The organism is Pseudofrankia coriaricola (assembly GCF_032027725.1).
Classification (GTDB): domain Bacteria; phylum Actinomycetota; class Actinomycetes; order Frankiales; family Frankiaceae; genus Pseudofrankia.
Map to the genome: position 1 here is coordinate 17,747 of NZ_JASNFO010000050.1, position 26,669 is coordinate 44,415.

The 26,669-nt window shown below is 73.7% G+C and carries 16 protein-coding genes; 7 read left to right on the plus strand and 9 right to left on the minus strand.

The features are described from left to right. Positions 1 to 180: 180 nt before the first annotated feature. Positions 181 to 2,679, minus strand: a complete 2,499-nt coding sequence (locus QOZ89_RS26175; protein ID WP_083418453.1) for an AAA family ATPase — start codon at positions 2,677 to 2,679, stop codon at positions 181 to 183. A 252-nt stretch (positions 2,680 to 2,931) separates the two neighbouring features. Beyond that, complete coding sequence (locus QOZ89_RS26180; protein ID WP_083418452.1) at positions 2,932 to 3,654, minus strand: hypothetical protein; 723 nt, start codon at positions 3,652 to 3,654, stop codon at positions 2,932 to 2,934. 483 nt (positions 3,655 to 4,137) lie between these two features. Here QOZ89_RS26180 and QOZ89_RS26185 point away from each other — a divergent pair, with 483 nt between their 5' ends. After that, on the plus strand, positions 4,138 to 5,391 hold the full coding sequence (locus QOZ89_RS26185; protein WP_071048215.1) for a hypothetical protein: 1,254 nt from the start codon (positions 4,138 to 4,140) through the stop codon (positions 5,389 to 5,391). Between the two features lie 34 nt (positions 5,392 to 5,425). On the opposite strand, the gene QOZ89_RS26190 is transcribed toward QOZ89_RS26185, so the two are convergent. The 3 genes from QOZ89_RS26190 to moaA all read right to left on the minus strand — a co-directional run bounded on the left by QOZ89_RS26190 (position 5,426) and on the right by moaA (position 7,475). Beyond that, on the minus strand, positions 5,426 to 5,671 hold the full coding sequence (locus QOZ89_RS26190; RefSeq protein ID WP_071048214.1) for a DUF6457 domain-containing protein: 246 nt from the start codon (positions 5,669 to 5,671) through the stop codon (positions 5,426 to 5,428). Between the two features lie 45 nt (positions 5,672 to 5,716). Continuing rightward, the gene (mobA, locus tag QOZ89_RS26195; RefSeq protein WP_071048228.1) at positions 5,717 to 6,346 is read right to left on the minus strand and encodes a molybdenum cofactor guanylyltransferase; all 630 of its coding nucleotides are present in this window, start codon (positions 6,344 to 6,346) and stop codon (positions 5,717 to 5,719) included. Positions 6,347 to 6,488: 142 nt separating this feature from the next. After that, a complete protein-coding gene (gene moaA, locus QOZ89_RS26200; RefSeq protein WP_071048213.1) occupies positions 6,489 to 7,475 on the minus strand; it encodes a GTP 3',8-cyclase MoaA in 987 nt (328 codons plus the stop codon). Between the two features lie 503 nt (positions 7,476 to 7,978). Between moaA and ppgK the strand changes: the two genes are divergently transcribed. The 4 genes from ppgK (at position 7,979) to QOZ89_RS26220 (ending at position 14,358) form a co-directional block, all read left to right on the plus strand. Next, on the plus strand, positions 7,979 to 8,794 hold the full coding sequence (gene ppgK, locus QOZ89_RS26205) for a polyphosphate--glucose phosphotransferase (protein ID WP_071048212.1): 816 nt from the start codon (positions 7,979 to 7,981) through the stop codon (positions 8,792 to 8,794). A gap of 702 nt (positions 8,795 to 9,496) precedes the next feature. After that, entirely contained in the window at positions 9,497 to 12,115 is a 2,619-nt protein-coding gene (gene sepH / locus QOZ89_RS26210) for a septation protein SepH (RefSeq protein WP_312625923.1), read from the plus strand. A gap of 254 nt (positions 12,116 to 12,369) precedes the next feature. Further along, the gene (locus QOZ89_RS26215; RefSeq protein WP_007518414.1) at positions 12,370 to 12,573 is read left to right on the plus strand and encodes a DUF7455 domain-containing protein; all 204 of its coding nucleotides are present in this window, start codon (positions 12,370 to 12,372) and stop codon (positions 12,571 to 12,573) included. A gap of 468 nt (positions 12,574 to 13,041) precedes the next feature. Beyond that, positions 13,042 to 14,358 carry a YihY/virulence factor BrkB family protein gene (locus QOZ89_RS26220; protein ID WP_116271481.1) on the plus strand — a complete coding sequence of 439 codons (1,317 nt, stop codon included), beginning with the start codon at positions 13,042 to 13,044 and terminating at the stop codon, positions 14,356 to 14,358. Positions 14,359 to 14,404: 46 nt separating this feature from the next. Here the strand turns inward: QOZ89_RS26220 and QOZ89_RS26225 are convergent, their stop codons facing one another. Then, positions 14,405 to 15,901 carry an LCP family protein gene (locus QOZ89_RS26225; protein WP_116271480.1) on the minus strand — a complete coding sequence of 499 codons (1,497 nt, stop codon included), beginning with the start codon at positions 15,899 to 15,901 and terminating at the stop codon, positions 14,405 to 14,407. A gap of 637 nt (positions 15,902 to 16,538) precedes the next feature. Between QOZ89_RS26225 and QOZ89_RS26230 the strand changes: the two genes are divergently transcribed. Continuing rightward, positions 16,539 to 17,954: an aminopeptidase P family protein gene (locus tag QOZ89_RS26230; protein ID WP_071048210.1), complete on the plus strand. Its 1,416-nt coding sequence runs from the start codon at positions 16,539 to 16,541 to the stop codon at positions 17,952 to 17,954. A gap of 1,036 nt (positions 17,955 to 18,990) precedes the next feature. Here QOZ89_RS26230 and QOZ89_RS26235 read toward each other — a convergent pair. Further along, on the minus strand, positions 18,991 to 19,335 hold the full coding sequence (locus QOZ89_RS26235; protein WP_071050504.1) for a histone-like nucleoid-structuring protein Lsr2: 345 nt from the start codon (positions 19,333 to 19,335) through the stop codon (positions 18,991 to 18,993). Between the two features lie 979 nt (positions 19,336 to 20,314). On the opposite strand from QOZ89_RS26235, the gene QOZ89_RS26240 reads away from it, so the two are divergent. Continuing rightward, positions 20,315 to 20,824 carry a hypothetical protein gene (locus QOZ89_RS26240; protein ID WP_071050618.1) on the plus strand — a complete coding sequence of 170 codons (510 nt, stop codon included), beginning with the start codon at positions 20,315 to 20,317 and terminating at the stop codon, positions 20,822 to 20,824. A gap of 378 nt (positions 20,825 to 21,202) precedes the next feature. Here QOZ89_RS26240 and QOZ89_RS26245 read toward each other — a convergent pair whose 3' ends face one another. Further along, a complete protein-coding gene (locus QOZ89_RS26245) occupies positions 21,203 to 22,024 on the minus strand; it encodes an ABC transporter ATP-binding protein (protein WP_071050619.1) in 822 nt (273 codons plus the stop codon). 55 nt (positions 22,025 to 22,079) lie between these two features. Next, complete coding sequence (locus tag QOZ89_RS26250) at positions 22,080 to 26,636, minus strand: ATP-binding SpoIIE family protein phosphatase (RefSeq protein ID WP_312625932.1); 4,557 nt, start codon at positions 26,634 to 26,636, stop codon at positions 22,080 to 22,082. Positions 26,637 to 26,669 lie beyond the last annotated feature (33 nt).

Genomic DNA, 26,669 nt, shown 5'->3' on the forward strand with positions numbered 1-26,669 from the left:
AGGCCGGAGAGCCCCAGGGCGGTGCCCGCCCTGGTCCGCGGCAAGTCTCGGCTGGCCCGGCCGGGCCTCACCTGTCGCCGCCGCCCGCCGGCCCCGCGGCCAGCCCAACACACCGACGCCGGTCTCCGCTCGGCGAGCACAGACCGGCGTCGAGGCGCGAGGCTCGTCGCGCTGCCCGGCCTAGTCGGTCTCGGCCACTGCCGAGGAGGACGAGGACGCCGTCTGGTCGGTGGCGGTCGCGGCGACCCGGTCGAGCTCTGGCAGGTGCAGCTCGCTCCCGTTCGCGCCGCGGTGCGCCCGCAGCGCGCTGTGGTGGTACTCCTCGGCGATGTCGAGGAACTCGGGCTCGTGGTAACGCCGCCCGTCGACGGTCGGGCCCTCCCGGCCCTCCATGATCGCCTCGACGTCCTCGCCGGTGATGGTCTTGTGCGTCTCCAGCGCGTGGGTCAGGGCGAGCACCTCGTGCCGGTTGGCGGCCAGCACGTCCTCGGTGCGCCGGTAGAGCGCCTGCAGCTTCGCCTCGACCTGCTCGCCGAACGGGCGGTCGGCATCGACCGCGATCGGGTTGATCGGGAGGTCGTTGGCCAGGGTCAGCCAGGACGAGATCGTGTCGCCCATGGCCGCCATCGAGATGCTCCGGGAGACCAGGTAGGTCGCGCTGCGCAGGTCTCCGCCGACACCGACGGTGTTGTCGCCGTCGAAGAACATCCGCTCGCCGACCAGGGAGGCGAGCGACACCATCACCTGGATCTCGACCTCGGACTTCCACTGGAACATGCTGTCCTCGACGTTGACCGACGCGACGAAGCCGCCGACACCACCGCGCCGCTCGATGGTCGCCATGTCGATGACCCGGCCGCGCTGCAGCCGGTAGGCGACGACCGCGTGGCAGGCCTCGTGCAGCGCGATGCTGTGCCGCTCCCGCTCGATGTGCTCGTGGTCGTCGGGCAGGCCGTGCTCCTTGATCACCCGGGCGCGCAGGATGTCCGCCCAGGTGATCACCTCGCGGCCGTCCTTGATCGCCTGGGTGAGCGCCTCGTTGACGGTGTCCTTGATCGTGGCGCCGGTCGCCTCGGTGCTCATCGTGGCCAGCCGCTCGACCTGGTCGTCCGTGAGCTCGTGCTTCACCTTGGCGAGGTAGCCCTCATAGGTCTTGATCCGGCCTTCCTTGCTTGGGTAGCCGACCTCGTACTGCCGGTCGATGCGGCCCGGCCGCAACAACGCCTCGTCCAGCGAGTTCGGCATGTTGGTGGCCATCATGATCAGGATTCGGTACTTGGGCGGCGGCTTGGGCTTCATCCCGAGCGCGCGCCGCACGACCCGGTTGAGGAAGCCGCGCGGCTTCTTCAGGCCGGACATCTCGGCGAGCAGCGCCTGCAGGGTGCCCATGTCGCCGCCGCCCATGCCGCCCATGCCGGCCACAACCCGGTTGACGGTCCGCCCGCTGGGCCGCCCCGGCCCGTCAGGGCCGAAGCCCAGCCCGCCGGCCGTCGAGGCGCGATGCCCGACCACCTCGGCCTTGGCCTGGTCGGTCAGGTAATGCAGGCCGTTGCAGCCCGTCAGGTCGGCGAGTCCATCCGCGTATGACGGCGCTCGCCAGCCGTGCGCGCCCAGGTGGCTGGCAAGGTGCGCGGTCCGGTGGGAGGACGCCGCCCGCTCGGACCCGCGGTTGAAGCCCTGCGAGAGCTGGCCGCGGTTGCCGAGGCTGTCCGCCTCGTCGAAGAAGGCGATGACGCCGCCGTAGCGCAGCGCGAGCTTGCGCAGCTTCCGGAACAGCGACTTGACCTTCAGGATGCCAACGCCCATGAACATCGCCTGGAACGCACCTGGATCGATGAACACATAGGGCTTGCCGGTCTCACCGGCGACGGCCTCGGCGAGCAGCGTCTTGCCCGTTCCGGGTGGGCCCCACAGCAGGATGCCACCGGGGACGTAGCCGCCCTTGCCCTCGATCTCCTCCGGGTGCTCCAGGTAGAAGACGTTCTCCTTCACCCGGGAGACCACGTGGTCCTGGCCCCAGACGTCGGTGAACCTGGTCTTGACGTCGTCCGGGTAGTAGACCTCAACGCCACCCTTGGACATGAACCAGAAGATCGCGACGAACTGGCCGACCACGATGACCAACAGCAGGACGACCTGGAGCAGCAGCGGGATGGCGCTCCACAGGTCGCTGGGCACCTGGACCACGGCGTCGAACATCGACAGGTGGACGACGCGCGCGTAGATGAAAAGCGCGACCAGCAGCGTGATGATCCACTTCGCGGCCCGGCTCGCCCGGAAGCGGTTCCAGTCGTCCAGCCGCAGCATCCGCTTCTCGGCCCGACCGAACACCCGGTCGGTCCAGAACACGTAGTACGGCGACGAACGCTCACCGATGAACATGTGCACCTGGCGAGCCATCTCGACACCGATCAGCGCGAGCAGCCACCAGCTGCTCCGCGCCTCGATGCTGAACGCGTCACCCCAGGTCATCAGCGGGTTGCCGGAGACCTGCGCGGCGACGACGAACAGGAACAGCGCGCCGAACAGGAGCAGGAACTTGATCCGGTCCCAGATCGCCGCCGGCTTGCGTACCGGCGGCGGGTCGGCGGGCGGCAGCCCGTTGGCGGCCGCGGCCGCTTCGGCCGCGCCCTCGGCGGCCGTGCCAGCTAGGCCGCCCGGGAGGTCGGATAGGTCCATGGCTGTCGCCCTCCGGGATTCCTGTCCAGATCGACGAAGCCCGGGGTTCCTCCCGGATCGGCGAAGCCGATCCGGGAGGTCTGCTGGGAGGTCCGCGTCGCTTCGTCAGTTCGTCGGTTTGGCTCGTCGGTTTGGCGGGTCCGTCGGTCTCGTGAGTTCTCGTGGGTCTGTCACGGGGGTCAGGTCCGTCACCGGGCAGTTCGTCGCCACACCCGCTCGTCGCCTGGCTCGCTCCGGCGCGTGCCGCGCTCGTCAGGTTGTCGGGTTGACCGTGAAGGAGTGCTGCACCGAGGTCACCGATGACCCGTACTGCGCGTAGCACAGCGCGGTGCAGGTCATGACGAGCTGGTAAAGGACGGTCTGCTGACTGTCGAGCAGGCTCGTCTGGTCGAACGTCACCAGCCCGGTGGAGGTGGAAAGCTGGTAGACGAGGTGCACCCCGTGCACGCCGTTGCCCTTCTTCACCGACTCCTCGAGGATCAGCAGGAAGGCCGGCTGCAACCGCGCGGAGACCGGGTCCTTGCGGACCAGCTCCTCCTGGGCCGCCTGGGACTGGTCAATAGGCACCACCAGGTCGCGCAGGTCGTTCGTGGAGATGCTCTTGGCCTCCTCCGGCAGCAGCTGGCGGACCTGTACGAACCCGTTTGGCTGCTCGGCGGCCGGATTGAACACGTTCGGCTTCTCGTTGCCCGAGGCGTCGATGCCGGTCAGCCAGTCGATCTGGCGCAGCAGGCTGTACATCTCTGGGCTCAGCTGGCGCGCGTCGAGGCCTATCAGCAACGGCTCCTGGACCCGCGCCTGGCTCCATCCGTCGGGGAGCCTGACGTAGACGCCAGCCGCCTTGTTCGTCACGTACTTGTCGCTCGCGGATCCACAGGCGGACATGAGCAGGAGCGCCCCGGCCACGAGACCGGCGACGGCAACCCTGACGACGGACCACGTCTCACGACGCCGACCCGCTCCTGGCGCGACCACGGCAAACCTCCACCCAATCGATGAGGCCAAATCCATGGTGCGGCACCGAGCCATGGTCAATCAGTGTCTTCACACAACATTAAAACTACCGACATCGGTGCGCACCCGCCTGCGAAACGCGATTTCCACCCACCTCCGCGACACTCCTACTCACTCATAGTCACGGCGATGTCACCACCATGCGACGGCGCGTACGACGCCGCCACCGGACGTGTGGAGAGGCCACCCCGAGGCACCGGCACCTGCCCGCACTCTCGGCCACGAACTTGTCGTCCTTGTTGACGTCTCTTCACGGGCCTGAAAATCCAGCCGGCGCGACCGGGCATTTCGGACGAAATAGCCAGGTCGCGCCCCGTCGGCGCGTGGACGGCCGGTCTCCGCGCGACGCCCGGAGGTGCCAGCCCACGCAGCGGACGCCGCCGGGACATCACCCGCCCAGGGCACAGCGGCCGCGCCGACGGCTGGTAGGGCACACTGGTCGACATGGCGCGTACACGGGCAGCCGAGGACAACGGCGCGTACCGTGACGCCCCGGCGTCACGAGCCGTGCCCAGGGCGCCGGCCGGTGGCACGCGAGGCGGCCCACGGTCGTCGGACGACGGACGTTCACGGCACGCCTTCGGCGTCTTCTCGGTGGTCGCGGTCTTCGCCCTCGTCGGGGTCACCCTGTGGCGCCCGCTCGCCGTGCTCGTCGCGCTTCCGGTCATCGTCGTTCTCGCGCTGGTCGTCCGCGCGGCCGTGCCAGTGCCCGCTCCCGCCAGGGCGGCCACCGGGCCGCGCCAGCGCCAGCCCAGGAACGCCCCGGTCCGGCCGGAGCGCGACGTGCCAGCGCGCGACGCGCGGCCACGTCCCGCCCGGCGCGACGACCGCCCGCCCTACGACCAGGAGTCCGACCGGCGGGTGCCCCCCGCCCGGACACGGCGGCCCGCGCCGTCCACGCCGCCGATGCCGGCGGACCGGTATCAGCAGGCCGGCCCGTATGAGCCCGACGAGGCGACGGAGCAGTACCGCATCGGCGAGCCGCGGCAGTCGAGGCACCGCCAGCCCGCTCCCCCGGCCGCCGTGGCCCGGCACGACGACAGGCGCCGCCCGGACGCACGGGCCTACCCCGACGACCCGGATGCCGGCTTCGACCCATCCGCCCCCGGGCGCGCGGGCGTGGCGGACGGGGGCGCGTTCGCTCCGCCCCCGCGCGGCCAGCGCGAAGCCGGCCAGCGTCACGGCGGCTCGTCAGCCGGCTATGACCGCGCCGACGACGCCGGGCGGTACGCCGGCCAGGCCGCGCCAGGCCGGGGCACGGACGACCACCACACGGACGACCGCCGCCGCGAGGCCGAGGAGCGCTACGGCGCGGCGCCCGGGGGGCGGGATGAGGCGCCCGGCGCCCGCTACCCTGACCAGCCGCCGCGTGTCGACGGCCGAGGCCAGGCCGAGTGGCGCCGCGCGCACGGCGACGACCACGCCGAGGGCTACCAGGATGGCCACGGCCCCGACGGCTACGACGAGTACTCGGACCATGGTCGCGCCGAGGACGAGCCTGGCTACGGGCGGGAGCCCGGCCGCGGGCCGGCCGGCGCCGCGGGCGACCGGCGCCGGCGCGGCTGGCGGCATCAGGTCTGGGACGATGAGGGCTGGGACGACACGCCGGAGCCGGAGCCGGACGAGGACATGATGCACACCATGTCGATCGACATGCGGGGCTACCTGGACGACACCGGCAGCTTCCGGATGCCCTAAGGCTGACGCGGCGCCAGCCGTCGGGCGCTGTCGGCTACCCGTTGTCGGGCTCGGCGAGCAGGGCACGGATGGTGGCTACGGCGGCGGTGACGTCGGCCGGGCCGCCGCCGGCGCGGCCGGACGCGAGGCCGACCAGGAAGGCGGTCAGCGGCGCCGCCGGGCGGGCGACCCCGTGCGCGACGTCGCGCGTCAGGTCGAGGAGCTCGGGGACGTCGATCGCCGCCGGATCCAGTCCGAGCGCGTCGCCAGCCCTGGCCACCCACTTGTCGAGCTCGCTCATCGGTATCCTCGCCCTCCTGGCCACAACCTCAGACGTCCCCGCACGTCACAGACCCATCCTGTCGGCCGCGGCGCGCGCCGCGAGCACGTCCGGTTCGGCATCGCAGTCCAGACAGCTAAGCGCGTCCGCCGGGACACGCGCCACCGTCCGGCCGGTGAGCAGCGCCCGCACCGCCGCCCCGGTGGGCCGCGGTGGGACCGCCGACCGCAGCGCCGCCGAGCGCCAGACGGACGCAAGCGTCTGGTCCCGCCCGGTCGGGTCGACAAGCAGCGCGACGTCCACCGCGCCGGGTGCCCCCGGCCCGGATGCCCCCGCCCGGGGCGGTGCCGTCACCGCCGCGCGCAGCTCGGCCAGCGAGGCCGTGCCGAGAAACGGCATGTCGACGGCCAACACCGCGACCAGCGGCGCGCGGACGTGGACGAGGCCGGCCGCGATCCCCGCGACCGGGCCGCCACCGGGCGGATCCTCCCGGGCCAGTACGACACCCGCGCGGGCAAGCCCCGGCCGGTCCGGCCCGACCACCACCACCCGGCCGACGGCCGGCTCGACCGTGGCCAGCACGGAGAGCACGCGGTCCAGCAGGCTGCGCCCGCCGATCGTCACCGCGGCCTTGTCCGCCCCGCCGAGACGGCTCCCCCGGCCGCCGGCGAGCACGACCGCGTCCCAGGACGTCATGCCGGCACCCGACACACGGCCAAAGGAAGTGCGAAAATGATCTTCTTTCGCACTTCCGGCGGCCCCAGCTTCGGACAGACGGCCAATGGAGGTGCGAAAATGATCTTCTTTCGCACCTCCGGCGGCCCCAGCTTCGGAAGCACTAGCCGCCGATCGCGGACATCGGCCGGTCCGGCTGCCGGAAGGACGGCTCGCCGATGCCGTGCCCCGGGCGCTTGCCCCAGACGGCGGCGCGCCACCGCCGCGCGATCTCGTCGTCACCCGCGCCCGAGCGCAGCGGGGTGCGCAGGTCGCTCTCCTCCCGCGCGAACAGGCAGTTGCGCACGTGCCCATCGGCGGTGAGCCGCACCCGGTCGCATGCCGCGCAGAACGGCGCCGTCACCGAACCGATCACGCCTACCACCGCGGGGCCGCCGTCGACGGTGAACAGCTCGGCTGGCGCGGAGCCGCGATCGCCGACCGGGGTGAGCTCGAACTCCGCGCGCAGCGCGGCGAGCACCTCTCTCGCGGTGACCATCGTCGAGCGCTGCCAGCCATGTTGGGCGTCGAGCGGCATCTGCTCGATGAAACGGAGCTCGTAGCCCCGCTCGAGGCACCAGCTCAGCAGCTCAGGGGCCTCGTCATCGTTGACCCCGCGGGTCAGGACCGCGTTGACCTTGACCGGTGCAAGCCCGGCGGCCTCGGCGGCGGCGAGCCCCGCGACCACATCGTGCCAGCGGTCCCGCCGGGTGATCGCGACGAACCGCTCGGGGCTGGTCGTGTCCAGCGAGACGTTCACCCGATCGAGCCCGGCCGCGCGCAGGGCGCCGGCGGTGCGGGCGAGGCTGAGGCCGTTGGTCGTCAGGGACAGCTCGGGGCGGGGCCGCAGCGCCGCCAGCCGGCCGACCAGCTCCGCGAGGCGCGGCCGAAGCGTCGGCTCGCCGCCGGTGAGCCGGACCTCGGTGACGCCAAGGCCCTCAACGGCGATCCGGACCAGCCGGACCACCTCGTCGTCCGTGAGCACGTCGGCACCAGGCAGCCACGGCACCCCTTCGGCCGGCATGCAGTAGGTACATCGCAGCGTGCAACGGTCGGTTAACGACACCCGCAGGTCGGTGGCAATCCGCCCGAACGTGTCAATGAGTTGCACACCTGCCAGGGTATGGCTGCGCGGCGGCACGCGGTGACGACGTCGTCATCCGGCCTGGAAGACTATGGCGACACGGCCGCGTGGCGGGATCCGCTGGCCGGCGGCCACGGGGGACGTTGGGACGGGGACGAGCGGCCTTCCGGCACCTGGAGCCGCGCACCGTCCCGACGGATCCAGTCGGGTGGATGCGCGCCACGGCCGTGCCGGGGCCAGTCCCGGGAACGGTCCCGGCTGGACGACGGCCTGGTCGCCGACCGCGCATGCGTCTCGTGCGCGCCGCTCCTGCCGAGGGGCCCCGCGGCCCCCGCGGGTCGGCGAGGGCTGGGGTTCGGGCCGGACCAGGGAGCCCGGGTTCCCGTCAGCAAGTCCGGACTGGCTGTTGGGTGGCAAGATGGATCATGCTTCCGGTCGCGCGGCCGGAAGCCCGTGGGTACCCGTGGGTATAGGCCAAGGAGCCGGCCTCATCCACAGCAACGGACCTCGTAGGTACAGAAGGGAACGGGATGCAGGTCTTCGGGGTCGACATCGGTGGATCCGGTATCAAGGGTGCCCCGGTGGAGATCGATGACGGCGCCCTGGTCGCGCCGCGGGTTCGGCTGCAGACCCCGAGCCCGGCCGAGCCCGCCGCCGTCGGCGCCGTGGTGGCGGAGGTGGTCGGGCAGTTCGGCTGGCAGGGTCCCATCGGCGTGACGTTCCCCGCCGTCATCCGCGGTGGGATCGCGCAGACGGCCGCCAACGTCGACCAGGGCTGGGTCGGCACCGACGTGGCCGCGACCCTCGCCGCGCCGCTCGGTGGCCGGGAGGTCGTCGTCATCAACGATGCCGACGCGGCCGGCGTGGCCGAGATGGCCTTCGGCGCGGGCCGTGACGTCCCCGGCCTGGTCGTGATGACCACCTTCGGGACCGGCATCGGCACCGCCCTGTTCCTGCACGGGCAGCTGATCCCGAACACCGAGCTCGGGCACCTGGAACTCGGCGGCCACGACGCGGAGACGAAGGCATCCGACGCGGCTCGCGAGCGCGAGGACCTCAGCTGGGAGCACTGGGCAAAGCGGGTCAGCCGGTATCTGACCGCTCTCGAGAACCTGCTGTGGCCCGATCTGATCATCATCGGCGGTGGGGTGAGCCGCAAGGCCGACAAGTTCCTGGACCTGCTCACCGTGCGTACGACGGTCGTGCCCGCGCAGCTGCGCAACGACGCCGGGATCGTCGGCGCGGCGCTGGCCGCCGGGATCGACCAGACACGCCCCCGGGTCCCGTCCCGCACTGTCCGCCGCCGCCCGCCGGCCACCCGCCCACCCGGCGGCCGCCGTCCCTGACCTCGGCCACGTCGACACACAGACCACTGCCGCCCCGCGGGTGGCCTCGCCCCCGACCGTTCGCCACCCGGCCGCACTGCTCGACCAGCTCACCCACCCCACCGGCTCCAGCCCAGAACGACCGCAGCCACGCACACCGCAACCCAGCCACCACACCGACCCCGAACCAGAACGACCACAACCACATACACCGACCCCAAACCAGGCCCGGCGGGCGCGGAGCGTCCGTCACGCGTGGGCTCTGGGGGACGCGGACGCGAAGCGAACCCGCCCCCCAGAGCCCACGCGACACGCCCGGACGGCCGGGTGAACATCGCCGCGACCCGGTCAGGACGGCAGACTATGCGTGTCGGTGCCCGGTGCGGGCCAGCCGGCCAAAGGAGGTGCGACCATGCTTTTCGGTCGTGCCTTCCGTACCCGGAGGCTCCAGGCTTACCGCGCTCTTCCCCGGACTTCTCGCCGGATCGGCGATAACGATCTGACGGACCGGAATCGGGTCTCTGTCCTGTCGACGGATTCCACCTGCCTGGCGGGGGATCCGGAGCCTGGAAGTCCGGGGTTCGGGAGTCGGCGCGGCCGCGGCGCGGGACGATGAGCGGCGGTCCCTGTCCGCTGCTCGGCGGGGACCTGGCCGGCGGCGAGTGACAGGCGAGGCGTCGGCCCGGGGCGGGCGGCACGGCGGTGACGGGAGGAGATGGCGCCATGCGTGAGCTGCGGGCGGTAGCGCTCAGCGAGGACGGTGGCTATCTCGTGCTCGCCGACGCGAACGGCCGCGCCGACGCCGAGCAGTTTCGAGTGCCCGTCGACGACCGGCTGCGCGCGGCCCTGCGCGGTGCGCGGCGCAGTGAGGTCCGCACCGAGAGCGCGTTGACCCCGCGTGAGATCCAGGCCAGGCTGCGGGCCGGCGAGACCGCGGCCGACGTCGCGCGCGCCGCGGGCATCCCGGTCGAGCGGGTCGAGCGCTACGAGGGACCGGTGCTCGCCGAACGTGCCCGGGTGGTGCAGGAGGCCAGGGCGGCGCTGCTGCCGAAGGACCCGGGCGGCGCGTCCGGCCGGCCGCTCGGCGAGGTGGTCGACACGCGGCTGATGGCCGGCCAGGACGACCCGGAGGCCGCCCAGTGGGACGCCTGGCGGCGGGTCGACGGGATCTGGCTGGTCCAGCTCACGTCCGAGAGCCGGTGCGCCCGGTGGACCTGGGATCCGGTCGTCCGCCGGGTCCGTCCCCATGACGACGCCGCCCGCGCGCTGGTCGCGCCGGAACCGGTCGACACCGCCCCCGCGGCCTCGACGGCGCCGGGGGCCGCGGCCGCACCGCCCACCCGCCAGAGCCCACCCGCGCTGACGCTCGTCCAGGACCCCGCGCAGCCGCCGGCCGGCGCGCGCCCGCTACCGGCGCACCCGGCGGCCCCGCAGCCAGAGCAGCGGCCGCGCTACGCCCAGCCGGCGTCCTATCCCGAGCCGGGATACCCGGACTCCCACGACCCGGCCGGCCCTTTCCCCGGCCCCGGTCAGCCGGCGGCGCCGTTCCCGGCCGCGCCAGCGCACCAGGAGCCGCGCTACCCGGCGGCGCACCACCCGGCGGCCCGCTATCCCGCCGCCCAGCACCCGGCCGAGCACCAGCCGCCCGCCGCGCGTCAGCGCGCCGACGACTTCGACCACGCCGCCGGCCGGCCCGCCGACCGCTACCAGGCTCCGCCCGCCTACCAGCCCCCCCAGCCGCCGCCGGAGCAGTACCCGCCGACCAGGTACTCGACGGACCCCTACCCGCCCGACACGTTCGCCCCGGCCCACTACCCCACGGCGTCGCCGCGCGGTGGCGACCTGCCGGCGGCGCGACCGGACGTGTCGTCCCCCGGCTCGCCGTACGCGGACGACCTTGGAGGGCCGCCGTCGTTCGACGAGGCGTTCAACGACCCCTTCGACACGGGGCGGGCCGAGCCGGCCGGTCCCGCGGGGGCGCCGCCCGCCGCCGCGGCACACCACTTCCCGGACCGCCTCGCCGGGCGTGGCGGCCAGCCGACGACCGACGACCTCGACCTCGGCCGGCCCTTCGACCGGCCGGCCGGCCGGCCGGCACGGCCCGCGCCGGCGCACCGCCCGGCGAGGCCACCGGCCCTTGAGTCGCGGCCGACCGGGCCACTGGAGCCGCGCCGCTGGCCGGGGCACGATGATCCCGACCTCGGCATGGGCCTGGACGCGGACCTGTTCGACGAGCCGGCTGACCAGCTGGATCCGCCGACCCCGGCTGCCTCACGGCCGTTGCCGCGGCCCGCGACCGCGCCGCCGCGCGGAGCCAGCGCACCTCCCCGGGCGATGCCACCCCGGTCCACGGTCCCGCCGCGCCCGGAGACCCGCGGGACACCCCAGGGCCCGGCAAGGCCGGCCCCGAGCGTGCCGGCCTCCGCCGCCGCCTTCGCCCCGCCCACCGAGCCGGCCGCGCAGTATGCCCCGCGTGCCGACGCGCGGGACGCCGGGCCCGCGCTCGGACGGCCCGGCGAGAGCCCACGGGAGACCGCTGCCCCACAGGGCGAGCCAGCCGCGGCACGCGACGGCCAGGACGTCGCGCCTCGCGAGCGGGCGGCAGGGCCGGCCCTGCCGGGGCCGCGCATGCGCCCCGCCGTCGCGCCCGCCCGGGACGCCAGGGTCTCGACGGGGGCCCAGCCACCGGTCGGCCGGGCACCGCGCGAGGCCGCCCCGGTGGCGCCCGCCGCCGTACCGGCCCAGGGCACCGCTGTGCCCGCCGAGACGGCCGCTGAGGCCCTCACGCCCGTCGCCGAGGTCACCAGGGCCGGGGAGTCCAGACGCACGCCACAGCCGGCCCCACCCGCCCCCAGGCCGGCCGTGGCCACGGCGACCACCGGCCCGACGATGGCCGGTCTGTCGAGGCCGGAGCCGCCGGCCGCGGCCGCGCAGGCCGCCGTCACGGCCGCTCCGCCCGCCGACGAGCCGGCGGGCGAGGCCCAAGGCGGCATGGCCGCCGTCACGGCCGCGGCGGTGGAGGGCACTGAGGCGCCCGAGCCGGCCCCGGCGAAGGCCGACGTGACGAAGAAGACTCCCACCACGGCGAGCGGCCGGGCGACGGCGGCCCGTGGTACCCCGAAATCCACCGAAAAGCCGGACAAGACGGAAAAGTCCACCGGGAAGAACCAGGACAGTGCACCCGGATCGGCCGCGACGGACGGTGAGGAAGGCGCCACGGCCCAGCCCTCGAACCGACCACGCAATGCCCCTCGGACGGGGGAACGTTCCGGAGGCGGTCGACGCGGGCGCAAGTCGGTGCCAGCATGGGATGACATCGTCTTCGGAGCCCGTCGCCCGTAGGCCCGAGAACGGGAGCCCAGGTGGGCTGCCAGCCTCGGACCCACGAGGGTGGGCGCGAGGTCCGGTGGTCCCGCGGGGAAACCCAACGGACGCGGTAAGGCCGCTCTGGACGCAACGGCGCCACTCCAGCCGGCACGACCGGAGGCCATGCGAGCATGCACCTCTTCGCATGGCCGGCGGTCCTAGCAACACGTGAGGGACCGATCACACGGCCAGGCTGGAACGTCTGGCCGCCGGACACAGTTGGAGAGGGTGTGACTGGTACTACCACCAAGCCGACGCTGACCAACCTCGACAGGTGCGACAGGTGCGGCGCCCAGGCGTACGTACGTGTCGTCCTTCCAGGGGGTAGCGACCTGCTGTTCTGCCGGCACCACGCCAAGTCTCACGACTCGAAGCTCCGCGAGATGGCCGTCGAGTACCACGACGAGACCGACAAGCTCACGGTCGGCGGCTGACCCGCACGGACCAGCTCGACAACTGAACAGCGAGGCAATGCCTCGAAGGGCACGTCCCGCGGTGCGGCGGGCGTGCCCTTCGTCGTTTTCCAGGCGGCCCGTCCAGGCCGGCGGCCTACCACAGGCCATTCCGCGCGGGGCCGATCTCGCCAGCTTCGCGCCCCCGCCCCCCGACGCCGCGAGCACCGTCCGGGCCGCCGTCACGGCCGCATAAGCGGCCCGCGGGCGCTCCTCACCCCGGAACCCCCGGAGCACCCCCAGAACCCCCAGACGCCCGAGCGCTTCCCGTGCCGTCGTCGCGTGACGGCTGCGGACATGGGCATGCATATGGGCGTGGGCACTCGCGGGCAACAACTCCGGAACTTCATGCACCCACACCGTGGACACCTAGTACTCCAGATGTGGAGGCACCGCCCCGATGGGCGCATCGTCCACAACGGGTAGCCGCCAACCCCGTACGGTTGGGCCGTGACCACGGCCAACGAGCGCGCGTCCGCCGTGGCGGCGCCCGTGCGGGCGGATTCCACCGACCGCGCGAAGGACGCGAACGGCCGCGCATCCGCGGGCGACCAGGCTGGTGGGGCCGGTGGTCGCAGGGAGACGGCGAAGACCCGCCCGGCGACCGGTGACCCGGCCGATACGGCCGATGGGGCCGATGGCAACGCGGGGATGGCGCGACGGGAGATCGACGGGGAGGGCGCCGGGGGCGGCCCGTCCAAACGTGCCCGCCGCTCGGCCGACAAGCCCGCGGCCAGGAAGGCTCCAGTACGGCGGTTGGCGGCCGGCGCGCGGGCGGCGCTGCGGGTGGCGGGACGAGCGGCGTCCAACGCCTGGCGGGACCGGGTGCTGGGGCTCGCCGCCGAAGCCGGCTTCTGGCAGCTGCTCTCGCTGCCGCCGCTGCTGCTGGCGTTGCTGGGAACGATCGGTTACATCGCCGACGCCGTCGGTTCCGACGCGGTCAACAGCATCCGCGCCAGCCTGCTGAAGGGCGCCTCCGACCTCCTGACGCCTGAGGTGGTCGACAACGTGGTGGGCCCGACCGTCGACCAGATCCTCTCGCGCGGCCGGCCCGACGTGATCTCCATCGGGTTCGTGCTGTCGCTGTGGACGGGGTCCACAGCGATGGCGACGTACGTCAACACGATCACGATCGCCTACGGGCAGCGGGACCTGCGCTCCGCGGTGCGCAGCCGGCTGGTGGCGCTGAGGCTGTACATCGCCCAGGTCCTCACCGGGGTGATCATCCTGCCCGCGCTCGTGCTCGGGCCGGGCCTGCTCGCGAACCTGTTTCGGGCCAACCGGCACCCGGTCGTCAAGATGCTGCTGGAGCAGGTGTTCTGGCCGGCCGTGGGGCTGCTGGCGCTGGCGATGCTGACCTCGCTCTACCACCAGTCGCTGCCACAACGCCGGCCGTGGCTGAGCGCCCTGCCTGGCGCGGTGTTCGCCCTCCTCGGCTGGCTGCTCGGCAGCTACCTGCTTCGGCTCTACCTGGAGCTGGTCTTCGGTAACGAGCTCGTCTACGGCTCGCTGGCCGCGCCGGTCGCCGCGTTGCTGTTCTTCTACATCACCGCGCTCGCGGTGCTCCTCGGCGCCGAGCTGAACGCGGCACTGGACAAGCGCGGCGCGGACTCCCCCGCCGACGCCGACAGGCCAGCCGATGGTGCCGGCACCGGCACAGAGACAGGGGACGCGAAGAGGCCTCCGACGGCGACGGGCTCCCCTCCGGAGGCCCAGTCGGCGCCCCCTGCCGGTTCGCCGGACGGGTCGGACAGGTCGGGCTCCTAGGCTCTCCGGGGTCAGGACGCCCAGGCTCTCCAACAGCCGGTGAGTGTCAGTAGGTGCAGGACGCGGTGGCGGGTGGCTGCGCCGTCGGCTGTGCCGAGCCAGCCGCCAGCCAGGCGCGGCGCACCGGGGGCGCATCGACCACCGGCCGCCGCGCGGCCGGCGGGGCGGCCGCGGGAGCCCCGCCGGCGACGGCGCCGCCGGACTTCAACGGGGCGAGGAAGGCCTCGAGCTTGGCCGGGTCGACCAGCAGGACCGACTGGCCCGCGCGGGTGGCGGACGCGGCGGGCACCGTGGCGAACGTGAGCCCGCCGCCACCCGCGATGCCCTGCATCCGCAGCGCCAGCGGCTCGAGGTCAACCAGGCTGGTCGTGGTGTCCAGCGTCAACGCCGAGGTGGCCGCGTTCAGCACGCCGCGGATGCGGACCGGGTTGGCGAGTGTCGAAGCGGCGGTGAGCCGGTGGAACACGGCGCCGAGGAACTGCTGCTGGCGGCGGATCCGGTCGAGGTCGCCCTCAGGCAGGCCGTAGCGCTGGCGGACGAAGGCGAGGGCGCTGACCCCGTCGAGCCGGTTCTCGCCGACCTGACCCGACCAGCCCGACATCTTGTCGTGCAGATTGTCGAACCCGCGAGCGCGCAGCGAAGCTGGCAGCTCCCTGACGCAGACCGTGACGCCGCCGAGCGCGTCGGTGATCGCCTGGAAGCCGGAGAAGTCGACCTGCACATAGTGATCGATCCGGATGCCGGTGAGCCCCTCGAGGGTGCGGACCAACAGCGCGGGACCGCCGAGCGAGAAGGCCGCGTTGAGCTTGGACTGCTGGGCCTTGTAAGCGGTCCCGTTGGAGCCGGTGTATGCGGGGATCGTCACCCACAGGTCGCGGGGGAAGGAGACCAACGTCGTCGAACCGTTTCGGTCGACGTGGGCGAGGATCGTGGTGTCCGAGCGCTGGCCGTCGACCTCGCCGAACTCGCCGCCCGTGCCAGCCCGTGAGTCCGAGCCGACCAGCAGGATGTTCTGGGTGCCGCGCCCAGCGGCGGACGGCCGGTCGGCGGCGTCCAGCCGCAGGTCGACGTGAGCTACCTTGCCGTCGTAGTGCCGGATCACGCCCCAGCCGGTGCAGGCGAGCACCAGGACCACGAGCGAGCAGAGGGCCGCGACGACTGTCACGGCTCGGCGCGCGCCGTCGGCTGGCCGCCGGGCCGGCTCGCCGATCGGATAGTCCTCGGCGGGTTCGCCGTACGGGTACCCACCGCGCTGGCCGCCACCGCCGTACCCGCCGCCGACGCCGTAGTCGCGATAGCGGTCGCCACCGGGCGGACGGTCGCCGGCGTCGGCGGGCGGAGGTGCCCACGCCGGCGGGTCCCCCGGCCGCCTCGACCCGCCAGCCGGGCCCGCGCCCGCGTCGCCACCGGCGGCCGCCCGTGGGCGGGGGCCGCCAGGACCGGCGGCGGGCCGATCCGGGCTGTTCCGCCGCGGGTCGCGACCGTCCGGCCGCGGGGACGGTCCCCGTCGGCCAGGCGGCCGAGGCTCACGTGGCCACGTCATCGTGCCTGCCTCCCCGCCGCCACCAGAAGTATCCCGACCAGGTGAGTTCCGCGCCCATGGGACACATGGATCCCACGGCGAGTCAAGATTTCGATCAACCGTTCCGGCCGCCCGGTCCGCGCCGTATTCGGGCCCGCCGGTCCAGCCGCCCCGGCGGCGGACCCGCTCCCCATTCCCTGCCTACCACGATTCGGGTCGGATCGGGTCACCCCGGGGCGTCGGCCAGCCGACTACGTCATGCCTCGCCGTCCATAGGCGACAAATGGCGGCGTCCGCGCACGGACCAGTCGGACGGCGGTGTCGGAAGGAGACCACTGCGCGACGCTCCATGACCAGCCGGAAGTTCTCGACGCGGGCGGCGGTCGCGCGGCCTACCGTTAACGGCATGAGTGCTCAGCCCGTCGAAAGCTCACCTTCGCCGCGTACGGCCGGCGCGCTCGCGGGCGAGGCCGCGGGATCGGCCGCCGCGCCGGACGAGGAGCCGGCCGCGACCGCCGAAACACCTGAGGGCGCCGAAATGCCGCCGCGCGAGACCGCCCCCGCCGCGGCCGCCGCGGAGGTTCCGGAGAGCGCCGGTGGGCGCGAGGAGAGACTGGCGAGCCACGACGAGCAACCGCACGCGGCCTTCCGCCGGTTTATGGCGGGCGGGTGGGCGCCGCCCGCCGACATCGCGCCCCCTCGCGACGACGTGGCGCCCTACGGCGCCAAACGGCGCGCCCTGCTCGGGACTCGATTCCCGAACGAGGCCCTCGTGATACCCACGGGTGGTCCGCGCGTCCGGGCAAACGACACCGACTACCCATTCCGGCCGGGCAGTGACTTCTTCTGGCTCACTGGCTGCCACGAGCCAGACGCGGTGCTGCTCCTGCTGCCCAATGCCGCGGGCGAACACGACGCCGTGCTGTACCTGGCCGACCGGTCCGACCGGTCGTCGTCGGCCTTCTACACCGACCGTCGTTACGGAGAGCTGTGGGTCGGCCCACGGCCAGGAGTAAAGGAGACGTCCGCCGCGTTCGAGATCGAATGCCGGCCGCTCACCGAGCTTCCGGGCGCGCTGTCACGGCTCGCCCCGGGGAATACGCGGGTCCTGCGCGGGGTGGACCCGGAAGTCGACGACGCGGTCCTGGGCTATCCGCGCGGCCGGGCAGCCAGGTCGTCCGAGCCGAACCGGGATGTCGAACTTGCCCAGGCACTGTCCGAACTTCGGCTGGTCAAGGACGACTTCGAGATCACCCGGCTGGAGGAGGCGGTCGCCGCCACCGCGCGCGGCTTCACGGAATGCGTGATGGAGCTGCCGGCGGCGGTCGCGCTGCCGAACGGGGAGCGCTGGCTGGAGGGCACCTTCTGGCGGCGGGCGAGGGTCGACGGCAATGACGTCGGATATGGCTCGATCGTGGCGTGCGGGCACCACGCGACCACCCTGCACTGGGTGCGCGACGACGGTCCCGTACGCCCGGGTGAGCTCGCGCTGCTGGACATGGGGGTGGAAAGCAGCTCGCTCTACACCGCGGATGTGACCCGTACGCTGCCGATCAGCGGCGAGTTCACCGAGGTGCAACGGAAGGTGTACGAGGTCGTGCTGGCCGCGCAGCAGGCCGGCATAGAAGCGGTCCGGCCAGGCGCCGTCTTCCTGGACCCGCACCGCGCCGCCATGCGGGTCATTGCCACCGCGCTGCACGACTGGGGCCTGCTACCGGCCAGCGTCGACGAGTCTCTGTCGGAGGATCCAAAGGCGCCGGGCGCCGGCGTCCACCGCCGCTACACGCTGCACTCCACCTCACACATGCTGGGGCTCGACGTTCACGACTGCGCACAGGCCAGGGACGAGACCTATCGTGACGCGCAGCTGGCCGCGGGCATGGTCCTCACCGTCGAGCCGGGCCTCTACTTCCAGCCCGACGACCTGACGGTCCCGCCAGAACTGCGCGGCATCGGGGTGCGGATCGAGGACGACATCCTCGTGACCACCGACGGCTTCCGCAACCTGTCCACGGCCCTTCCGCGCGCGGTGCCCGACATCGAGGACTGGATGCGCAGGCACCGCCCGGTCTGACCGCTCCCGCCTGGCAGTGATCCTGGGGACAACGGCCGCCGGGTGTGCGAAGGAAGATCATTTTCGCACACCCTTTGGCCCTCTAGAAGGCCGGCCGGTCCTCTCTGGGGAACGGCCGGCCTTCCGCCTCGTCCGACAACGAATCGATCAGGCCACGATTCATCGTGCCCGGCATGCGGCCGACCGGCTGGTCTTCACTCTCCGGACATCCGCGGCGACCGCACGAAACCGACAAAGTCGGCCCAAACTCGTCGACGACCGGCGCTCCATCTGGCCGGCATGGCCAACCGGGAGAGCCGGTGTGACTCCTTCGGCAACATCGAACAGGTCGCCGGCCGGCGTCGGTGGCTCATCAGTGATCCTGGGGACAACGGCCGCCGGGTGTGCGAAGGAAGATCATTTTCGCACACCCTTTGGCCCTCTAGTGATCCTGGGGACAACGGCCGCCGGGTGTGCGAAGGAAGATCATTTTCGCACACCCTTTGGCCCTCTAGGCCAAAGCGCGGCCACCACCAGAACGCCCAGAGAAGCACAGAAACAGCAACGCCGGCTGGCCCCACCCGCGACCAGCCGGCCCGCCACGATCACACCAAGTCCGCAAGCCCAGGGAGCCCGGGGGCCGGCCCCCCACATTCCTCACGGCCCACCGGCGCCCAACCCCAAGCAACCCATACACCACGCGCAGAAGCCTGACGCGCCGACTCCCTGAATGGCCCACCGCCCCGACTCGTGACCCTCGGCCAAGTCGAGTCGAGTTAGGCCGACGTCCGGATCACGACCGAGCATCGGCCACTTCGCAACGTCCCGGCCAAGCCTCACGAGCCACCCGCCCGATTCGCCGGCCGGCCCGGAAGACAACTCCCACAAACTGCCCTAGAGGTAGAGGGCCCGCTCCGTCGAGCGAAGCTCGACATCGGGGCCCGGGCCACCCCGCGGACCAATATCACGGGCCCACGGGAAGCTGACCGGAGGTCAGCGAACAGGCCTCCCCACCTCGACCACCCGAAGGGCGGCGAGCAAGGTAGCCCCAAGCAGACTAGTGGGCCTTCTCGTACGCCTCGACGATGTTGGAGGCGATACGGCCGCGGTCACTCACGGTGTAGCCGTTGCTGCGCGCCCACTCACGAATGTCGGCGGTACGGTCCGTTCCGCCGCCACGGCGAGAAGGCGTCCGGGCCACGACACGACGGCCGCCAGAGGCACGCCCACCGGAACGACGGGCCGCACCCACGAACGGGGCCAGCGACTCACGCAACTTGGTCGCGTTCTTCTCGGAGAGGTCGATCTCATACTGCGCGCCGTCCAGGCCGAACCGGACTGTCTCGTCGGCCTCTTCGCCACTGAGATCGTCAATCAACGAGACGATGGTCTTCTGAGCCATGCCACACTCCTTCAGGTCAGCGGATCCCAGAACTGGATCCCAGAACTCACGCGTCTAGTATTACCACGAGAACACCCGGATGCGTCACGACTGGTTGGATCGAGCCGGCGAGCCGGGCTGGTGGATCCTGTTCGCGCGCGAGCCGATCGACCTGCTTCCCAAGAGCCACAATGTCTGTTGGCGGGACTGTCCTCGTCCGAATGCCGAGCTTCGCACGGCGGACGGACACGCCTCGTGCAAGAGCCCGACTCCGCCAACGACGCCAGCGGGAAGCCGGACAGCCCAACCAGGTGCACGGAAAGGCATGATCGAGGCCCGCTGCCCGCCGCTTGCGCCGAGTCCACCGTTTCAGCCGCGCCCATGGTTCGAACCGGCGGGCCGACGGCACCACGTCGAATCGGTGGACGAGGCGGTTTGGCTGCTTCGGCCCTGGGTGTGATGTCCATCAAGCGGGACAGGGCTCCCCGATGCCCAGCTTCCTCGTTCGGCCGCGATGGCGGTGGCGATGCCGAACCGACGGAAGGCGGGCCGTCAGGAGGATGTGTCAGCGGAACCCAAAGAGTCTGCCGACGCGGGGACGATAGAGGACTGGTCATGTCAACGGAATCTCAGACCCGAAAGTTCGCGGCGATGGGGGCAGATGGGCCACAGGGGCGCATGGGTGCCACCGCCCGCGTGCTCCGCACGGACCGCGCAGGCTGGTCGGTCCGGTCCGATTGCGCGGCAAACGATGGGCCGTGCCAGCGGGCTTTGGCTCGCTACTGTCGGCGCTCCCGGCCCAGCGTGGACGCTATCGGCTGGGCTTTGGCTGCCTCGCGGAGGGCAGGAACCTCATGGCACAAATGGGAAACTGGACCCATCGCCCGCCTGAACCGCACACCAGCGCGCCTTTCGCGCGCATCCGGTGGGCTACTAACAGCTACCAGATGACCTACCGGATGAGTAGTCCGATTCCGCTCCTTCGAGTAGCCACCCGGTGATGGCAGCGCGAACCTGGGTGATCGACGCGGCGAACGTGGTGGGCGCCCGGCCCGACGGATGGTGGCGCGACCGGCCGGGTGCCGCGGCGCGGCTGCATGCGCGCGTTCTGCGGCTCCTCGCCGCCGCCGACTGGCCGGCGGACCTGGCCGGGCAGGACGAGGCGCCGGCGCGGGTCGTGCTGGTCCTGGAAGGCGCCGCGAGGGCAGGCGTCGAACCCGGCACCGTTTCACCCAGGGCGCGCCCGCCCGACGCGCATCCGGATGAGGCGCATCCGGACGGGAACGGCTCGCCAGACGAGGAGACGGATGGCCCACGCGCCGCCGGCGTGACACTGGCCGTGGTTCATGCGCCTGGCGCGGGCGACGACGCGATCGTGGCCGAGGCCGGGGATGCCGAGCCACCGGTCCTGGCCTTCACCTCGGACCGTGCCTTACGGGAGCGGCTCGTCGAGGCCGGCGCGCGCGTTCGCGGCGCCGGCTCCCTCTGGGCTCTCCTGGACGAGACGTAGCGAGCGCCGTCGCCTTTCCCTCCCCCGCCCGCCGAGCCCGCGGTGTCGACGAGGCACGGGGACCCCTTAGTGCTTCTGGGGACGGGGGCCTCCGGAGGTGCGAAGGAGGAGCATTTTCGCACCTCCTTTGGCCCTCTAGGCGAGACACCGCGGCCCGGCATTCAACGAGCACGGGCGGCCAAAGCGGCCCATACGGCCGGCTGGCGCCCTATCAGGGGAAGGCGCGGCAGAAAGACCGGGCGGACGCCACCTCGCCGCAGAAGGCGGCGTGGCGGCTCGCGCGGCCGCGCCACAGTCGCCGGCGGGATACCGGAATCAGCATGCGTACGCCGAAGTCCTCTCCGCCGGCCGGCAGCCAGTCGGCTCCCGGTCCGTTCCTCAGGCGGTGGCGGCGGCTCGCGGGCGGGGCGGGCGGGCTGCGAGCCGGGCCGCGTAGCGGCCCGCCGCGGCGGTGATCTCGAGCGGGATTCCGAAGCACTCCGAGAGCGGGCCGGCGGTGAGCGTCTCCTCGACCGGCCCGGCCGCCACGATCCGGCCGTCACGCAGCAGGAGGGCGTGGGTCACGCCCGCCGGGATCTCCTCGACGTGGTGGCTCACCAGCACCATGGCCGGCGCGGTGGGGTCGGCGGCGAACCGGGTGAGCCGGCGCAGCAGCGCTTCCCTGGCACCGAGGTCGAGCCCGGAGGCCGGCTCGTCGAGCAGCAGCAGCTCTGGGTCGGTCATCAGGGCGCGGGCGATCGCGACCCGCTTGCGTTCCCCCTCGGAGAGGGTGCCGTACCGGCGGCCCAACAGCGCCCCACAGCCGAACTGGCGCAGCAGCTCGGCGGCCCTGGTCACGTCGATGTCGTCGTAGTGCTCGTGGCCGCGGCCGAGCACCGACCAGGCCGCCGTGAGCACCGCGTCCAGGACCCGCTCGTCCGCCGGCGGCGTCTCGGTGAGCGCGGGGCTGACCAGACCGACGCGGTAGCGCAGCTCACGCATGTCCACCGTGCCAAGCCGGGAGCCGAACAGGTCGACCGCGCCGCCGGTCGGGAACAGCCGGCCCGCCGCGACCAGCAGCAGCGTCGTCTTGCCCGCGCCGTTCGGGCCGAGCACCACCCACCGCTGACCAGCCGACACCGACCAGTTGACCTCGGACAGCAACGCCGCCCCGTCGCGCCGCACAGTGACAGCCTCGAGGCACACGATCGTGTCCGCCATGGCGCTCACGTTACCGGGCATCTGGCGCCGGACAGCCGGCGGTGGCCGGTCCTCCCTACGGGGCCGACGCGAGCGCCGCCGGGCCGATCTCGGCCCAGACGACCTTGCCGTCCGCGGTCGGGCGGACCCCCCAGCGGTCGGCGAGCGTGGCGACCAGCTCCAGGCCCCGGCCGGCCTCCTGGTCGGCACCGGCGTGCCGGCGCCGGGGCAGCCGCCCGCCGCCGTCCGCGACCTCGACCACGACCCGGTCGGCGAGCCTACGGACCCGGGCGTCGATCGGCTGCCGGCCATGCGCGACCGCGTTGCCGACCAGCTCGGACAGGACGAGCACCGCCGTCTCCAGGGCCTCGGCCGGCAGCGACCAGTCGGACAGCGCGGCGCGGGCCGCGGCGCGGGCCGGCGCGACGTCGGCGGCGCCGCCGTCGACCGCGATCTCCACCGTCGCGCCGGGCGGCGGCGGCGCGGGGAGGCGGGCCAGCAGCAGGGCGGCATCGGCGGTGAGGGCCTCGCCCGCGGGCGAGGCGCCCGGCCGCTGGCCAGGCTCGGCGGGACCGCCAACCGGGCCGAGCACGGCCAACGCGTCATCCGCGAGCTCCGGAAGCGGCGCCCCCGGACGAGCGAGCGCGCCGGCGAGCTGGGACACCCCGGCGTCGAGCTCACGGCCGCCGGCGGCCACTAGGCCGTCGGTGAACAGCGCCAGCAGCCAGTCGGGGCCGAGCCGGACGACGTACTCCTTCACGTCGTCGCGCCGGGAGCCGAGCGGCGGCCCCACCTCCATGTAGAGCCGGGAGACGAGCCCATCCGGTGCGACCACCAGCGGCGGCGGGTGCCCGGCGCTGGCGAGCGTCACCCGGCCGCTGTCGGCCTCGACGACCGCGTAGATACAGGTGGCGAGCTGACCGGGGACGCCGTCCTCCACGGCCCCGCCAGCCGCCTCGGCCCCAGCAGCCGCGACGGCACCGCCGGCCGGGACAGCACTGCGGGCGAGGCCCGCCCGCCCGGACGGCTGGTACTCGTCCGCGAGGTCGGCGAGCACGCCGTCGAGCAGGGTGATCACCTCGTGGGGCGGAAGGTCCAGGCGCGCGCAGGCCCGCACCGAGGCGCGAAGCGCCTCCATCGCCGCCGCGGCGACCTCACCGCTCGCCGCGATGTTGCCGATCACCAGCCCGGCCCGGCCGGCGCCGAGATCCACCACGTCATACCAGTCCCAGCTCGTGTTCCCCTCGCCCGCCTGGTAGCGCGCGGCGACCGCGATACCAGCCGGCGTGAGCGCCCGCCGCGGCGCGGACCGCCGGCTGGCCGCCAGCGCGCGCGGCGCGGCGGCCGCGGCAAGTTCCGCCCGGTCGACCGCCTCGGCGGCGCGCCCGGCCAGCTCGCCGAGCAGGGCGAGGTCCTGCTCGGCCAGCGGTGGGCGTTCCCCCACCGCGGCCAGCAGCACGACCCCCACCGGGCGGCCACGACGCAGGATCGGCGCCGCGGCCACGGTGTGCGCCCCGGCCCTGCGCGCCCAGCGCACCTCGTCCGCCGACGAGGCCGACAGCGCTCGCCTGGCCGGTTCCTCGCCGGCGGCGGCCCCAGGAACAGACCTGCCCGCGTCACGCAAGGTGCTAAGCCGCGGCCCGCCGGCGGCGAACGCCTGGGCGACGGTGCTGGCCGCTGGCCAGCGGACGGGCCGTGGGCTCGGCGGGCCTTCGATGCCCGGCGCGGCGGCGGCCGCCACCCGCAGCAACGCGGGCGCGGCTGGGGCTCCCGCCGGATCGACGGATCCGGCGGGCAGGGCTGAGCTGGTGCCGTTCTTGCCGCCGTCGCCGGGCACGGCGCCGGGCAGGCCGCCGGGCACGCCGCCGGGCACGGCACCCTGCTCGCCGACCGCGGCGTCCCGGCCGTCGCCGGCGGTCGCGGGGTCGGCGAGCAGGTAAACCGCGCACAGGTCGGCGATCTCGCCGACGGCAGCCTCGGCGAGGGCACGCAGAGCCCGGTCCGGAGTGACGGCCGCCGCGGGCGCCGCCTGAGCGGCCGGGTCGGCGACGGCGGCCGCGTTCATGGCGGTGGTGACAGCGGCCAGCACCTCCAGCCTGCGGGCGGCCCGGTCGGCGTCGGCGCGCGCGGAGGCGGTGTGCTCCTGGGCGACGCGGCCGGCGGCGGCCTGCGCGAGCGCCCCTTCGAACAGCGCGGCCCGCTCGAAGGCGAGCGCGCACTGGTCGGCGAGCAGCTCCAGGTAGCCCCGCTCATCCAGGCTGAAGTCCCTGGCGGACGGGAAGCCGAACATCAGCACGCCGGTGGGGGCGTCGCCGCTGGCCAGCGGCAGCAGCGCCCAGGCCCGGTCGTCGGAGGCGCCCACGGCCGCGACCAGGTCGGGGACCGGCCAGCGCGCGGTCAGCTCCTCGCGGCTGGACAGGAAGAGCGGCCGCCGGCCGCGCACCACCTCGGCGGCCGGGTGGACCGCGCCGAGGCTGATCCGCGACCAGCGCGCCGCGTACTCGGCCGAGTAGCCCTGCAGGGCGCGGAAGGTCAGCTGTTCGCGCCCGTCGTCGATGAGCGCGACGCCCCGGCCGGAGGCGCCGAGCGCCCGGCCGGCGTCCATGATGACCGCGACCACGTCGTCGCTGGTCACGGCCCTGGCCAGCGCCGCGGTGATCCGCTGGATCTGCTCGACCCGGTCGGTGGTGACCCGCACCCGTCCGGAGGCCGACTCGCTGGCGGCCTGGGCCGCGCGCAGCTCGGTGATGTCGGTCAGGGCACCCACCCACTCGCCGCCGCCCGCGGCCGCGAGCGCCCGTGCCGTCATGACCCGCTCGGCACCGTCGGCGCCCAGCACCCGGAACTCGGCCTCGAAGCTCTCCCCGCGCTCCACCGCGCTCTGCCAGGCGCGGCGAACCGTGTCCCGGTCACCCGGGTGGACGGCGTCAAGCCAGCCGAGCCCGTCGGACTGGGCGCGCCGCTGACCGGTCACCGCCCGCCAGCGCGGCATGTCGCCGTCGAAGGCACCGTCCGGCCCGGCCCTCAGTACATCGGACGCGACGGCTTCGGCCAGCAGCCGCAGGCGCTCACGCTCGCGCGTCGCCTCCTGCTCGGCCTCCCGGCGGCCACTCACGTCGATCGCGACGAACACCGCGCCCAGCGGCATGCCACCGGGCCCCGCCACCGGGTACCAGCTGGCCTGCCACGTCTGGGTCGGCCCGGCGCCGCCGGTCGCGACGCTCATTTCCAGATCACCGACCGCCTCACCGGAACGCAGCGCGCGGCCGAGCAAGGTGGCCAGCTCGTGGCCGATCTCTCCCAGCAGTTCGGGCGCGGTGCGGCCGATGTGGTCGGCGACCGGCCGGCCGTTGAGCCGGGCCAGCACGTCGTTGACGCGTACGTACCGGCCGGAGGCGTCATGGAACGCGAGCGCGATCGGCGCCTGGCTGAACAGCGTCTCGGCGACCGCGGCCGACGTCGGCAGCGCGCCACCGACGGGGCCGCCCGCGGGCGGCACCGCGGGTGGCCCCGTCTGCGCGCCGCCCTGGCCGGGGCCGCCCGATGACGGACCGGACTGACCGGGCTGGCCCATCTGGCTGGCTCCGCCGCCCGGCATTCCCGCCGACGCCACGGCGAGCGCCGAGGGCGGAGCAGGCGGAGGCGGAGGCGGGAACGGCGCGGCTCCGGGGGGCGCCGACGCCGCCTGGCCGGCGAACGGCGGAAGCTCGCCCGGCGGGTAGCTGGGCGGGGGCGGCGGTGTGGTGGCGAGCCCAGGTGACGCCGGGCGAGCCGCCTCGGGCACCGCCGAGCGCGCCGATGGCTCGGCCGGGGCTGCCGGGGGGGCCGAGGTGGGGTGCCGTGCGGCCGGGCCGTACGAGTCCTGTCCAAAGGCCTGCCGCGCGGCGGACACGTCGCCGTAGCCGCCGGACGCGGCGGGCTGTCCCTGGCCGGCGGGTGCCGCGACGTCGAAGCCGGCGGCGTACCCGGCGTCCGGCCCCCGGTCGTGGCCGCGGGCTTCCTGAGGATGCTCGTACCCGGGCTCCGGGCCGCGGGCGTAGTTAGCGGACTCGTAGCCGCCGGCGTTCCCGCCCGCCGCGGGGGCGCCGTAGCCGCCTTGGCCGGCGCCGCCGTAGCCGCCGGCGGCGTACGAGCCGGCGTCATACGAGCCGTGGTCGTACTGGCCCTCGCCGTACGCGCCGGTGCGGTAGGCCCCGTTCTGGTAGGGGTCGTAGGCGTTGGGGGCGTAGGCACCGTTGCTCGGTCCACCGTTGCTGGCGGTGTCGCCACCATGGGCGCCGTTGCTGGGGGCGCCCTCGTACCCGGCCCGCGCGCCGCCGCCGGCGTCGGGATAGGGGGAACCGGCCGGCCGGTTCGGCGGCTGCGCGAGCCCGGCGATGTGTCCCTGCTCCGGGCGGGCCGCGGCGGCCGGCGGCCAGACCGCTGACGTGCTCCAGTCCTGGCCGCCGTTCCAGTGCCGGTCGCTCCACTCCTGGCCACCTGACGGCGTCGCCGGCGGCCACGGCGCCGCGCCGGACCGCGGGTCCGCGTCCTCTGGGGCGACGAATCCGTGTTCCGGCCAAGGCGAGACGTACCCGCCACCCTGGCCCGCTGGCTGGCGTCCGGACGGCTCGGCGGCAGAGGACGACGTCATGGGTCCCGATTGTCGACGGTGGGAACATGTTGT